This is a genomic window from uncultured Jatrophihabitans sp., from assembly GCF_964252635.1.
In the GTDB taxonomy this organism is placed as follows: Bacteria; Actinomycetota; Actinomycetes; order Mycobacteriales; family Jatrophihabitantaceae; genus Jatrophihabitans.
Genome location: NZ_CAXUNP010000067.1, coordinates 1 through 12,430, shown reverse-complemented (window position 1 = coordinate 12,430; position 12,430 = coordinate 1). Strand labels below are relative to the sequence as shown.

The 12,430-nt window shown below is 73.1% G+C and carries 13 protein-coding genes; 7 read left to right on the top strand and 6 right to left on the bottom strand.

Annotated elements, in window-relative coordinates:
* From ftsH to ACFFCA_RS18920, 7 genes are all read left to right on the top strand, one after another.
* The coding region (gene ftsH / locus ACFFCA_RS18950) for an ATP-dependent zinc metalloprotease FtsH (protein WP_375487684.1) at positions 1-1,529 on the top strand (1,529 nt) is incomplete at its 5' end.
* A gap of 62 nt (positions 1,530-1,591) precedes the next feature.
* On the top strand, positions 1,592-2,155 hold the full coding sequence (folE, locus tag ACFFCA_RS18945; RefSeq protein ID WP_375487682.1) for a GTP cyclohydrolase I FolE: 564 nt from the start codon (positions 1,592-1,594) through the stop codon (positions 2,153-2,155).
* A complete protein-coding gene (folP, locus tag ACFFCA_RS18940; RefSeq protein WP_375487680.1) occupies positions 2,152-3,009 on the top strand; it encodes a dihydropteroate synthase in 858 nt (285 codons plus the stop codon). Before folE ends, folP begins: the two co-directional genes overlap by 4 nt.
* Positions 3,006-3,368: a dihydroneopterin aldolase gene (gene folB, locus ACFFCA_RS18935; protein ID WP_375487678.1), complete on the top strand. Its 363-nt coding sequence runs from the start codon at positions 3,006-3,008 to the stop codon at positions 3,366-3,368. Before folP ends, folB begins: the two co-directional genes overlap by 4 nt.
* Positions 3,365-3,856 carry a 2-amino-4-hydroxy-6-hydroxymethyldihydropteridine diphosphokinase gene (folK, locus tag ACFFCA_RS18930; protein ID WP_375487676.1) on the top strand — a complete coding sequence of 164 codons (492 nt, stop codon included), beginning with the start codon at positions 3,365-3,367 and terminating at the stop codon, positions 3,854-3,856. The genes folB and folK overlap by 4 nt, the downstream gene beginning before the upstream one ends.
* Positions 3,853-4,341, top strand: coding sequence for a DUF3180 domain-containing protein (locus ACFFCA_RS18925; RefSeq protein ID WP_375487674.1), 489 nt, complete (start codon positions 3,853-3,855; stop codon positions 4,339-4,341). The genes folK and ACFFCA_RS18925 overlap by 4 nt, the downstream gene beginning before the upstream one ends.
* Positions 4,342-4,391: 50 nt before the next feature.
* Positions 4,392-5,942, top strand: coding sequence for a DUF6779 domain-containing protein (locus ACFFCA_RS18920; protein WP_375487672.1), 1,551 nt, complete (start codon positions 4,392-4,394; stop codon positions 5,940-5,942).
* Between the two features lie 13 nt (positions 5,943-5,955).
* Here the strand turns inward: ACFFCA_RS18920 and ACFFCA_RS18915 are convergent, their stop codons facing one another.
* From ACFFCA_RS18915 to ACFFCA_RS18890, 6 genes are all read right to left on the bottom strand, one after another.
* Positions 5,956-6,555 (bottom strand): TetR/AcrR family transcriptional regulator, encoded by a 600-nt coding sequence (locus tag ACFFCA_RS18915; RefSeq protein WP_375487670.1) that lies wholly within the window; start codon positions 6,553-6,555, stop codon positions 5,956-5,958.
* 2 nt (positions 6,556-6,557) lie between these two features.
* Complete coding sequence (locus ACFFCA_RS18910) at positions 6,558-7,331, bottom strand: enoyl-CoA hydratase family protein (RefSeq protein ID WP_375487668.1); 774 nt, start codon at positions 7,329-7,331, stop codon at positions 6,558-6,560.
* Positions 7,332-7,414: 83 nt separating this feature from the next.
* A complete protein-coding gene (locus ACFFCA_RS18905) occupies positions 7,415-8,587 on the bottom strand; it encodes an acyl-CoA dehydrogenase family protein (RefSeq protein WP_375487666.1) in 1,173 nt (390 codons plus the stop codon).
* A gap of 6 nt (positions 8,588-8,593) precedes the next feature.
* Positions 8,594-10,576: an acetyl/propionyl/methylcrotonyl-CoA carboxylase subunit alpha gene (locus tag ACFFCA_RS18900; RefSeq protein ID WP_375487688.1), complete on the bottom strand. Its 1,983-nt coding sequence runs from the start codon at positions 10,574-10,576 to the stop codon at positions 8,594-8,596.
* Between the two features lie 124 nt (positions 10,577-10,700).
* On the bottom strand, positions 10,701-12,302 hold the full coding sequence (locus ACFFCA_RS18895) for an acyl-CoA carboxylase subunit beta (RefSeq protein ID WP_375487664.1): 1,602 nt from the start codon (positions 12,300-12,302) through the stop codon (positions 10,701-10,703).
* On the bottom strand, positions 12,299-12,430 hold a 132-nt coding region (locus ACFFCA_RS18890; protein ID WP_375487686.1), incomplete at its 5' end, for an acyl-CoA dehydrogenase family protein. The genes ACFFCA_RS18895 and ACFFCA_RS18890, both read right to left, overlap by 4 nt.

Sequence of the window (12,430 nt, the reverse complement as noted above, 5' to 3'; positions counted from 1 at the left end):
TCTCCGGCTCGGACTTCGTCGAGATGTTCGTCGGTGTCGGCGCCAGCCGCGTCCGTGACCTGTTCGAGCAGGCCAAGTCCAACGCGCCGGCGATCATCTTCGTCGACGAGATCGACGCCGTCGGCCGGCACCGCGGTGCCGGCATGGGCGGTGGCCACGACGAGCGCGAGCAGACGCTGAACCAGATGCTCGTCGAGATGGACGGCTTCGACGACAAGGGCGGCGTCATCATGATCGCCGCCACCAACCGCCCCGACATCCTGGACCCCGCGCTGCTGCGCCCGGGCCGCTTCGACCGCCAGATCGCGGTCGGGCCGCCCGACGTCATCGGCCGTGAGGCCGTGCTCAAGGTGCACGCCAAGGGCAAGCCGTTCGCCGCCGACGTCGACCTGGGCGTCATCGCCCGGCGCACGCCCGGCTTCACCGGTGCCGACCTCGCCAACGTCATCAACGAGGCCGCGCTGCTCACCGCACGCACCGGCGGCCGGTTGATCACCGAGGCGTCGCTCGAGGAGTCCATCGACCGCGTCATCGCCGGGCCCGAGCGCAAGACCCGCGCCATGAGCGACAAGGAGAAGCGGGTCACCGCCTACCACGAGGCCGGCCACGCCCTCACCGCGTGGGCGATGCCGAACCTTGACCCGGTGCACAAGGTGACGATCCTGCCGCGCGGCCGCTCCCTCGGGCACACCCTGGTGTTGCCGCTCGAGGACCGCTACACCCAGACGCGCGCCGAGATCCTCGACCAGCTGGTGTACGCGCTCGGCGGTCGCGCCGCCGAGGAGCTCGTCTTCCACGAGCCGACGACCGGCGCCTCCAACGACATCGAGAAGGCCACCAAGCTGGCCCGCTCGATGGTCACCGAGTACGGCATGAGCACCAAGCTGGGCGCCGTCAAGTACGGCACCGGCGACTCCGAGCCGTTCATGGGCCGCGACTACGGCAACCAGCGCGACTACTCCGAGGACATCGCCGCGGACATCGACGCCGAGGTGCGTGACCTCATCGAGGGTGCACACGACGAGGCGTGGGAGATCCTGCAGCAGTACCGCGACGCCCTGGACGCGATGGTCCTCGAGCTGGTCGAGCGCGAGACGCTGGAGAAGAAGGACCTCGAGCGCATCCTGTCCAACGTCCGCAAGCGACCCGCGCACAACACCTTCACGGCCTTCGGCAAGCGCACGCCCAGCGATCGCCCGCCCATCGAGATCCCGCCGTCGCTGCGCAAGACAGCCGGCAGCACCGCCAACGGCCACAACGGCAAGGGCAGCAACGGCAATGGCAGCAACGGCAATGGCAGCAACGGCAATGGCAGCAACGGCAATGGCAACGGGTCCGGCGCGAACGGCGGCGGGGGCGCGCTCCCGGGCGTCACTCCCACCCCGGGCGCGCAGCCGCCGCAGACCGGGCCGGGCGGTTACTTCGGCCCGCCGTCCGGCGGTTACCCGGCGGGCCCGCCCGCGGGCGGTTACCCGCCTCCCGGCGGTTACCCGCCGCCTCAGGGTCCGGCCGGTGGCGGCCAGGGTTGAGCCACGCCCGGCCTGAGGCCGTCGACGAGGACGGCCCGGCGGGAAGCGCATCCAGCGGTGCGGTGGACCTGCCGCGCGCAGCGGCCGCCGTCCGCGAGCTGCTTCTCGCGGTTGGTGAGGACCCCGAACGCGAGGGGCTGAAGGCCACGCCGGAACGGGTCGCCCGTGCGTACGCCGAGATCTTCGGGGGCCTGCACGTCGACCCCGACGAGGTGCTGCAGACGACCTTCGACGAGCACCACAACGAGTTGGTGCTCGTGAAGGACATCCCGCTGTTCTCCACGTGCGAACACCACTTGGTGCCCTGGCACGGTGTGGCCGCCGTCGGTTACATCCCGGGCGAGCACGGACGCATCACCGGCTTGTCGAAGCTGGCCCGCGTGGTCGACCTCTACGCCCGGCGCCCGCAGGTGCAGGAACGGCTCACCCGCCAGATCGCCGAGGCCCTCGTCCGTCGCCTCGAGCCGCGTGGGGTCATCGTCGTCATCGAGGCCGAGCACCTGTGCATGGCCATGCGCGGCATCCGCAAGCCTGGCGCGAAAACCATGACCTCCGCCGTCCGCGGGATCTTCCAGGACGACCCGCGCACCCGCGCCGAGGCGCTGGACCTGATCCTCGGACGATGAACGAGTCCCGCCCGACGACGAACGACCCACTGCCGCGGCGACGCGACCGGATCGTCGTCATGGGCGTCCTCAACGTCACCCCGGATTCCTTCTCCGACGGGGGCCGCTTCGCCGGCGTCGCGGATGCGACGGCGCAGGGCCTGGCGTTGCGTGCCGCGGGGGCCGACCTGGTGGACGTCGGCGGCGAGTCGACCCGTCCCGGGGCGGCCGCGGTGTCCCCGGCCGACGAGCTGGAGCGCGTGCTGCCGGTGATCACGGCGCTGGCCGGGGAGGGCGTCCCGCTGTCCATCGACACCGTGCACGCCCGCACGGCTGCCGCGGCGCTGGAGGCGGGCGCCGTGCTCGTCAACGACGTGTCCGGCGGGCTCGCCGACCCCGCGATGGCCCGCGTGGTGGCCGACGCCGGGTGCCCGTGGGTGCTCATGCACTGGCGCGGCCCGTCCGACCGGATGGCCGAGCTGGCGCGCTATGACGACGTCGTGGTGGAGGTGCGCGACGAGCTGTCCGCGCGGGTCGACGCCGCGGTCGCCGCGGGGGTCGACGCGGGTTCACTGGTACTGGACCCCGGCCTGGGCTTCGCCAAGACCGCGGCCCACAATTGGCAGCTGCTCGCTCATCTCGATGCCCTGCTGGCGCTGGGGTTGCCGCTGCTCGTCGGGGCGTCGCGCAAGTCGTTCCTCGGCCGGTTGCTGGCCGATGACGACGGCCTGCGTCCGGTGTCCGGACGGGAGGACGCCACCACCGCGCTGACCGCGCTGTGTGCGGCGGCCGGGGCGTGGGGCGTGCGGGTGCACGAGGTGCGCCCGTCGGTGGACGCCGCGCTGACCGTCGCGGCCGTCGAGGCAGCCCGATGACCGACACCATCACGCTGTCCGGGCTGCGGGTGTTCGGCCACCACGGGGTGTTCGAGGCCGAGCGCCGTGACGGGCAGGACTTCGTCGTCGATGTCGTGCTCGAACTCGACACCGCGCCGGCGGCCGCGTCGGACGACGTCGCCGACACCGTGCACTACGGCGAGCTGGCGCAGGCGCTGGCCGCCGTGGTCGGGGGCGAGCCGGTCAACCTGCTGGAACGCCTCGCCCAGCGCCTGGCCGACGTGTGCCTCGCCGACCCCCGGGTCACGGCGGCCACCGTCACCGTGCACAAGCCGCACGCGCCGATCCCGCTGGCCTTCGACGACGTCGCGGTGACGATCCGCCGGAGCGACCCTTGACGGCGGCGGTGCTGAGCATCGGGTCCAACGTCGGGGACCGCACGGCGGCGCTGCAGCAGGCCGTCGACACGCTGCGCCGGTGGGTCACGGCGATCTCCGCGGTGTACGAGACGCCGCCGTGGGGTCCGGTCGCGCAGGACGACTACCTCAACGCGGTCGTGCTCGTCGCCGACCCGTCTGCCGCGCCCGGCGACTGGCTGGCCCGGGCGCACACCGCCGAGCAGGCGGCGGGACGCACCCGTGAGGTGCGGTGGGGTCCGCGCACGCTCGACGTCGACGTCATCGCGGTGGACGACGTCGTCAGCGACGATCCGGCGCTCACGCTGCCCCATCCGCGGGCGGCGCAGCGAGCGTTCGTCCTGATCCCGTGGGTCGAGGTCGACCCCGGCGCCGTGCTCGCCGGACGGCCGGTGAGCGTGCTGCTGCGCGAGCTGGACCAGGCCGACGTCGCGGGTGTGCGCCGCCGCCCTGAGCTGGCCCTGGCATGACCGACCGCGGACCCGGCATGCAGCGGACGCACTGGACCGAGCTGGCGGTCCCGCTGGTGATCATCGCGATCACCGTCTACGTCTTGCTCCGCTTCTCCTACGACTCCCTGCCGCAGCTCGGCTTCCTGGTCCCCGTGCCCCTGGCCGCGCTGGCCGTGGCCGAGCTCGTCGCGGCCCGACGGGTCCGGGCGGCGGTGCGCCACGAGCCGGACGCGAAGCCGATGGCGGCCATCGTCATCGCCCGCTGCGTCGCCCTGGGCAAGGCGTCCTCGCTGGTCGGGTCCGGCGTGGCCGGCGCCGCGATCGGCCTGCTGGCCCGGTTGCTGCCGGACGTGACGAACGTCGCGGCCGCCGCGCACGACGCCAAGGTGGGCGGTTTGCTCCTGCTCGCGTCGATCGTCCTGGTGGCTGCCGGTCTGCTGCTCGAACGCGCCGGCATCGACCCGGGTAGCGGCTCGCAGCGTCATGGCGGCCGCGCCTACTGAGTGCTTTTGTGCGGGTCGGCGCAACGGGCGGGAGTGTCTAGGATGGCGGGGTGCCGAACCCCGATGCGCCGCCGATGACGCGTTCCGTCGTCCTGCGGGCGCTCGGTTTCGGCGTGGCGATCGTGCTGGCCGCGGTCGCCGTCTGGCTCATCGTGATCGCCGACAGCACCAAGTCGATGCGGCTGGGCGTCCTGGCCGGCATCTGGGGCGCCCTGCTGGGCGCGTACTCGATGTTCGGGGCGCGCCGTCACGGCGCCGACGCCGAAGAGGAGCAGCGTCGCTCGCTGTCCGACGTGCCGGTGATGTCGGCGCGCGAGATCGCGATCCGCTCGCAGGGCGAGGTCGAACGAGTCGCGGAGGCCGCCGCGCGCCGTGCCTTCGAGGAACGCCTCGAGCAGATGGTGCGGCGCGAGCTGTCGCGCGAGGTCAGCGACCTGCGCAACGAGATCGCCCGGCTGCGCCAGGACCTGCTCGACAAGGTCGGTGGCCAGCTCCGCCTGGAGCGCATCGAGACCACCCGCGTCATCGGCTCGGACCTCGAGGCCCTGCAGCACGAGGTCCGGCAGCTGAAGCAGGCCAGCGAGACCGGCAACCTGCAGGACATCGGCCTCGACCTGGCCGCGCTGCGTCACATCGTCGAGCCGGCCACCGTCCGGCCCGTCAGTCGCGAGACCATCGACGTCGAGGCGCACGTCACGCCGGCCCGCGCGGACGAGCCGTCGACGGCCGGAGCCGAGAGCACGCGCCCGTCGCCCGTAGCCGCTGCCGCGCCGACCCCGGAGCCAGAATCTGAGCCGACGCCGGAGCCGGCTGCTGTCGAGACGCCGGTTGCTGTCGAGGCGCCGGTTGCTGTCGAGGCGCCGGCTGCTGTCGAGGCGCCGGCTGCTGTCGAGACGCCGGCCGTGGCCGAGACGCCGGCCGTGGCCGAGGCGCCGGCGATGGCCGCACCGGTGGCGTCCCCGGCGCCCGAACCCTCGGCGCCGACACCCGAAGCCGCGACGCCGACGTCCGAACGCCCGGCAGCCGAGCTCCCGGCGCTGCAGCCCCGTGTCGAGCGCGGTCACAGCACGCCCATGCCGGTCGAGAGCACCGGGCCGGTCCGATCCCAGGGTCCCGTCCCGCCGCCGGTCGACCTGCCCCAGCCACACCGGCCCTCCGGGGACCCGTTCGCCTCCTTGCCGCGGCTCACGCCGTTCACGGAGTTCGAGCTCGACCCGGTCGACACCCGGCCGCACGCGAACGGCACAGGTTCCGACGGCGCAGGTTCCGACGGCGCGGGTTCCGACAGCGCAGGTTCCGACCGCCGGGACTCCGACGGGTCCGTTCCCGCCGGGCGCCCGTCCGGCCAGCACGCCGGCCACGCCTCGCCCGACGCGTCGGCGGGCCGGAGCTACACCGGCCGGCGGCGCCGCGCCGAGGACGACGACGATGACGACGTCATCGAGGCCGCCGACCCGGGCCGGCACTCCCGCGAGCCCGACGCGGCCACCGCCGCGCCGGACGACGGTGCCGGTCGCCGCCGCCGGCGTCGGGCCGACGACAGCGACGACGGCGTGGACCTGCTCTCGCGCCTACTGGCCCGCAACTCCGCCGACCACTGAGCCGGTCCTCGGGTCACCGCGGTCGGTGCAGCGTCCCGTCCAGCACGCGGGCCCAGTGCTGCGCGATGCCCGCGCGCCGCTCGCCGTCGTCGGTGAGCAGGTTGGCCAGGCCGAGGCCCCGGGCGAGGTCCAGCGTGGCCTGCACCGTCTCGCGGACGCCCGGCACCTGCTCGTCCACGCCGAGCACGTCGACCACCACGCGGTGCACCTCCCGCCCGATGGCGGCCTCCACCGGCACGACCTGCTCGCGCAGCTGCGGCTCGGACGCGGCCGCCACCCACAACATGAGGGCCGCCCGGAACAGCGGCCCGGTGTACAGGCCGAAGACCACGTCGACGACGGCCCGCGTCGAGAACCCGGGGCGTTCGGCGAGCTCGCGGCGCATCACCTCGCCGCGCTCGTGCGCCACGTGACCGAGCGCGGCGAGGAACAGCGCCTCACGGGTCGGGAAGTGGTGCTGGGCCGCCCCGCGCGACACCCCGGCGTGCTCGGCGACGACCGTGACCGTGGAGGCCGTCCAGCCCAGCTCCGCCAGGCAGCTGATGGCCGATTCGAGCAGCCGGGCCCGGGTGGCCCGCGAGCGGTCCTGCTGCGGCTCGCGGGCCTCGGTCATGCTCACTCGTCGGCCGACCAGCGCGGCGGTCGCTTCTCCAGGAACGCGAGCATGCCTTCCCGCGCCTCCTCCGAGCCGAACAGCCGGGCCGACAGGGACTGCATGTCCCTGGCGCGCGCATCGAAGGCGGCCAGCGTGCTGCGGGTGGTGAGCGGCTTCGTCTCGGCCAGGCCCTGCGGGGAGCACGCGCGCAGCGCGTCCAGGACGGTGCCGAGCTCGGCCTCCAGGTCGTCGGGTGCCGCCGTGACGAGGCCGGCCGCCGCCGCGGCAGCGGCCCCGAACGTCTCACCGGTGAGGTAGTAGCGCGACACGGCCCGCTCGGTCATCCGGCCGAGGGTGGTCAGCGAGATGATCGCCGGCGCCAGCCCGAGGCGGACCTCGGTGAACGCGAACGACGAGGCCGCGCCGGCCAGGGCGATGTCGCAGGCGCCGACCAGGCCGACCCCGCCCGCCCGCACCGCACCGTCGACCCGCGCGACGACCGGCTTGGGGGCCTCGACGATGGCCCGCAGCAGGCCCAGCATGCGCTGGGTCCCGGCCTGCGGCCCGCCCTCGGACGACTGCTCCTTGAGGTCGGCGCCGGCGCAGAAAACGCGGCCGGTGTGCGTGAGCACCACGGCACGCACCGTGTCGTCGGCTGCTGCCGTCTGCAGGTGCGCGGTGAGCTCCCCGACGAGTTGGGCCGACAGCGCGTTGCGGTTCGTCGGCGAGTCGAGGGTGACGGTCGCGATGGCGCGGTCGACCTCGTAGTGCACGAGCTCCGGTGCGTCGGTCAACGGGTGCCTCCTTGCTGGGACGGTATGCAGACGCGCGGGCCCGGGCCGGCGGGTCTGCATACCGTCCGACGGGTTGCGGCGGGTCAGTACGACTTCGGCAGGCCGAGGCTGAACTGGGCGACGAAGTTCAGGATCATCTCGCGGCTCACCGGCGCGATCCGTGCGACCCGGGCTCCGAGAACGAGATTGCCCAGCCCGTACTCGTGCGCCAGCCCGTTGCCGCCGTGCGTCTGCACGGCCTGGTCGACGGCGGCGATCGCCGCCTCGGCCGCGGCGTACTTTGCCATGTTCGCCGACTCACCCGCGCCCATCTCGTCGCCCGAGTCGTAGAGCGAGGCCGCCTTCTGCATCATCAGCTTGCTCAGTTCCAGCTCGACCTTGGCCTTGGCCAGCGGGTGCGAGATGCCCTGGTGGGTGCCGATCGGCTTGCCGCCCCACACCGCGCGCTCGTTGGCGTAGCCGACCGCCTTGTCCAGTGCGTAGCGGCCCATCCCGACCGAGCCGGCCGCGGCCATGATGCGCTCGGGGTTGAGCCCGGCGAACAGCTGCGCGAGAGCCGCGTCGCTGGCATCCGGGTCCTCGCCGATGAGCGCGTCGGCGGGCAGCCGGACGTCGTCGAGGTAGAGCATGAACTGCCGGTCGGGCATGACGACGTCCATGTCGATGGCCGTGTACTCGAAGCCCGGCGTGTCCGTGGGGAACGCGAACAGGGCCGGCTTCAGCTTGCCCGTCCGCGCGTCCTCGGTGCGGGCGACGATGAGGATGGCCTGCGCGTGGTCGACGCCGGACACGTAGTACTTGCGGCCGTTGAGCACCCAGTCGTCACCGTCGCGGCGGGCCGTTGTCGTGATCTTGTGGGTGTTGGAACCGGCGTCGGGCTCGGTGACGCCGAAGGCCATGATCGTCTCACCGGACGCGAGGCCGGGCAGCCAGCGCTGCTTCTGGCTGTCCGTGCCGTACTTGGCGATGATCGTGCCGTTGATCGCCGGCGACACGACGAGCATCAGCAGGCCGCAGCCTGCGGCGTTGAGCTCCTCGCCGACGATCGCCAGCTCGTACATGCCGGCCCCGCCGCCGCCGAACTCCTCGGGCAGGTTGATGCCGACGAAGCCGCTCTGCCCGGCCTCCTTCCACAGTTCGCTCAGCGGTTCGCGGCTGCGGGCGCGGGGCGCGGCGTACTCGTGGCCGTAGCGGCGGCCCAGCTCGGCGACGGCCTTGCGCAGCGCTACCTGCTCCTCGGTCTCGGTGAAGTTCACGGCCGGTCACTCCTCACGTTCGGTGGGTTCGTGGTCCTCGTCCTCGGACACGACGGCGAGCACGGCGCCGACGTCGATCTGCTGGCCGACGGCGACCGGCAGCTCGGTGACGACGCCGTCGGCGGGCGCGTTGACCTGGTGCCGCATCTTCATGGCCTCGAGCCACAGCACGGGCTGCCCGGCCACGACGCGGTCGCCGAGCGCGACCGCCACCTGGGCGATGGTGCCGGGCATCGGCGCCAGCAGCGAGCCGACGGCGACCCGTTCGGCGGGGTCGACGAAGCGGGGCAGCACGGTCAGCCGCACCGGCCCGAGCGCGGAGTCGACGTCGACCTCGTCGTCGTACCGCGCCACAGTGAAGCGCCTGCGCACCCCGCCCACGTCGAGGACGACCTCGTCCGGACGGGCGTCCACGAGCGTGATGTCGTCCGCACCGTCGGCCTCGAGGCCGGTCCGGGTGTGCCGGTAGGTGACCGCCCGTTCGGCGAAGGCCATCCGCTGCGGTTGCGAGACGACGTTGCGCCACCCGGACGGCACGGAGCGCAGCGCGGGCGCGTCGGCCCGCGCCGTGCTGTCCAGCGCCAGCGCGGCCGCCAGGGCCGACACCGTCCGCGCGTGATCGTCGGCGAGCGGCGCGGCGAGGACGTCGAGCCCGTGCCGGTCGAAGAACGCGGTGTCGGTGTCACCGGCCAGGAACGCGGGGTGGCGCAGCACCCGCACCAGCAGGTCGCGGTTGGTCACCAGTCCGTGGACGTGGGCCCGGGCGAGCGCGCCCGCCAGTGACCGAGCCGCCTGCTCACGGCCCGGGGCCCAGGCGATGACCTTGGCCAGCATCGGGTCGTAGTGGATGCCCACGTGCGATCCGGCGACCACGCCCGCGTCGAGGCGCAGACCCGCTGCCCGCGCGCCGGTGTCGAACTCGACGTCGACACCCGGTAACCGGAGCTCGTGCAGGACACCGGATTGCGGCTGCCAGTCCGCGGCCGGGTCCTCGGCGTAGAGCCGGACCTCGACGGCGTGGCCGGACGACGGCGGCGGGGCCGGCGCGAGGCGGCCGCCCTGCGCGACGTCGAGCTGCAGGGCGACGAGGTCGAGACCGGTCGTGCACTCCGTGACCGGGTGCTCCACCTGCAGGCGGGTGTTCATCTCCAGGAGGAAGAACCCGCCCTGCTCGTCGGCGATGAACTCGACCGTGCCTGCTCCCGTGTACTCGACGGCGGTCGCGGCGGCCCGGGCGGCGTCGAACAGCTTGGCGCGCATGCCGTCGGTGCGCTCGACGAGCGGCGACGGCGCCTCCTCGATCACCTTCTGGTGCCGTCGCTGGATGGAGCACTCGCGCTCGCCGACCGCCCACACCGTGCCGTGCGCGTCGGCCATGATCTGCACCTCGATGTGCCGGCCGGTGGCGAGGTAGGGCTCGCAGAACACGGTGGGGTCGCCGAACGCACCGGCGGCCTCGGCGCGGGCGGCCTCGGCCTCGCGCGGCAGGTCGGCGAGCTCGCGCACGACCCGCATGCCGCGCCCGCCACCGCCCGCGCTCGCCTTGATGAGGACGGGCAGGTCGTCGGCGGTGACGTCCTCGGGCGCGCGTTCGGCCAGGACGGGCACCCCGGCCGCGGCCATCAGGCGCTTTGCCTCGATCTTGCTGCCCATCGCGTCGATGGCCGCGGGAGGCGGGCCGATCCACGTCAGCCCGGCGGCCTGGACGGCACGGGCCAACGCCGCGTTCTCGGACAGGAAGCCGTAGCCGGGATGCACGGCGTCGGCGCCGGCCCGCCGCGCGGCGGTGACGACGGCGTCGATGTCGAGGTAGGTCTCGGCGGGGGTGCTGCCGGGCAGATGGACGGCGGCGTCGGCCTCGCGGACGTGCGGGGCGTCGGCGTCCGGGTCGGAGAACACGGCGACGGTGCCGAGCCCGAGGTCGCGGCAGGTGCGGAACACCCGGCGCGCGATCTCACCCCGGTTGGCGACCAGCACCGACGTGATCACAGCGGGCGCTGACGTGGTCACGACTGCTCCGGTGGCGCGTCGACTCGCCCGGCCCGTCCGGATCTTCCTGCATGGGGGTCGTCATGGCGTGCCACGCGCAGGAAGATCGCCGGGGTGGACGACATCACAGGCGGAACACCCCGTAGCCGTCGGCGCCGTCGACCGGCGCGGAGTGGACCGCGGACAGCGCGATGCCGAGCACCGTGCGGGTGTCGCGCGGGTCGATGACGCCGTCGTCGTAGAGCATCCCGGACAGCAACGGGGCGAGCGACTGCTCCTCGATCTGGCCCTCGACGAGCGCCGCCATCTGTGCCGCACCGTCCTCGTCGAAGTCCTGGCCGCGCGCCTGCGCCGCCTGCCGCCCGACGATGGTCAGCACCCCGGCGAGCTGCGCCGGGCCCATCACCGCCGATTTCGCGTTCGGCCACGTGAACAGGAACCGCGGCCCGTACGCCCGCCCGCACATGCCGTAGTTCCCGGCGCCGTAGGACGCACCCATCACCACGGTCAGGTGCGGCACGCGCGAGTTCGACACCGCGTTGATCATCAGCGCGCCGTGCTTGATGATGCCGCCGCGCTCGTACTCGGCACCCACCATGTACCCGGTCGTGTTCTGCAGGAAGACCAACGGTGTCGAGGCGCGGTTGGCGAGCTGGATGAACTGCGCCGCCTTCTGTGCCTCCTCGCTGAACAGCACGCCGCGGGCGTTGGCCAGGATCCCGATCGGGTAGCCGTGCAGCGTCGCCCACCCGGTGACCAGCGACGACCCGTACAACGGCTTGAACTCGTCGAAGTCGCTGCCGTCGACGATGCGACCGATCACCTCGCGTGGGTCGAACGGCACCTTGAGGTCGGTGGGGACGATGCCGAGCAGCTCGTCCTCGTCGTACAGCGGCGGAGCCGGCGACAGCGTCACCGGTTCCGGCCCGCGCTTGCGCCAGTTGAGCCGCCCGACGATCCGGCGGCCGATGCGGATCGCGTCCTGCTCGTCCTGGGCGAGGTAGTCGGCCAGCCCGGACTCGCGCGCGTGCAGGTCCGCGCCGCCCAGTGACTCGTCGTCGGAGTCCTCGCCGGTGGCCATCTTCACCAGCGGCGGCCCGGCGAGGAACACCTTGGCCCGCTCCTTGACCATGACGACGTAGTCGCTCATCCCGGGGATGTAGGCACCGCCCGCGGTCGAGTTGCCGAACACCAGCGCAATGGTCGGGATGCCCGCGGCGGACAGCCGGGTGAGGTCGCGGAAGATCTGCCCGCCCGGGATGAAGATCTCCTTCTGGGTCGGCAGGTCCGCGCCGCCGGACTCGACGAGCCCGATGACCGGCAGCCGGTTCTCCAGGGCGATCTGGTTCGCGCGCAGCGTCTTCTTCAACGTCCACGGGTTCGACGCGCCGCCGCGCACGGTGGGGTCGGACCCGTTGATCACGCATTCGACGCCGTTGACGACTCCGATGCCGGTGACCACCGAGGCGCCGACCGTGAAGTCGGTGCCCCAGGCGGCCAGTGGCGACAACTCGAGGAACGGTGTGCCCGGGTCGACGAGCAGCTCGATGCGCTCGCGCACCGTCAGCTTGCCGCGGTCGTGATGCCGGTCGACGTACTTGGCGCCGCCACCTGCCACCGCCGTCGCGTGTTCGGCGTCGACGGCGGCGATCTTGCCGAGCAGGTCGGCGCGGTTCGCCGCGTACTGCTCGGACGACGGGTCCACGGACGTGGCCAGGACGCTCATGCGGTATACCCCAGGGTCTTGGCCGCCAGGCCGGTGAGGATCTCGTCGGTGCCGCCGCCGATGGCCATGATGCGCATGTCGCGGTACTGCCGCTCGACCTCGGACTCGCGCATGTAGCCCATCCCGCC

Bases quoted from the DNA above. Each gene is read 5' to 3' on its own strand.
- ACFFCA_RS18915 (WP_375487670.1), bottom strand. From the start codon at position 6,555: ATGACCGAGGCCCGCGAGCCGCAGCAGGACCGCTCGCGGGCCACCCGG.
- ACFFCA_RS18925 (WP_375487674.1), top strand. From the start codon at position 3,853: ATGACCGACCGCGGACCCGGCATGCAGCGGACGCACTGGACCGAGCTG.
- folP (WP_375487680.1), top strand. From the start codon at position 2,152: ATGAACGAGTCCCGCCCGACGACGAACGACCCACTGCCGCGGCGACGC.
- ACFFCA_RS18895 (WP_375487664.1), bottom strand. From the start codon at position 12,302: ATGAGCGTCCTGGCCACGTCCGTGGACCCGTCGTCCGAGCAGTACGCG.
- folB (WP_375487678.1), top strand. From the start codon at position 3,006: ATGACCGACACCATCACGCTGTCCGGGCTGCGGGTGTTCGGCCACCAC.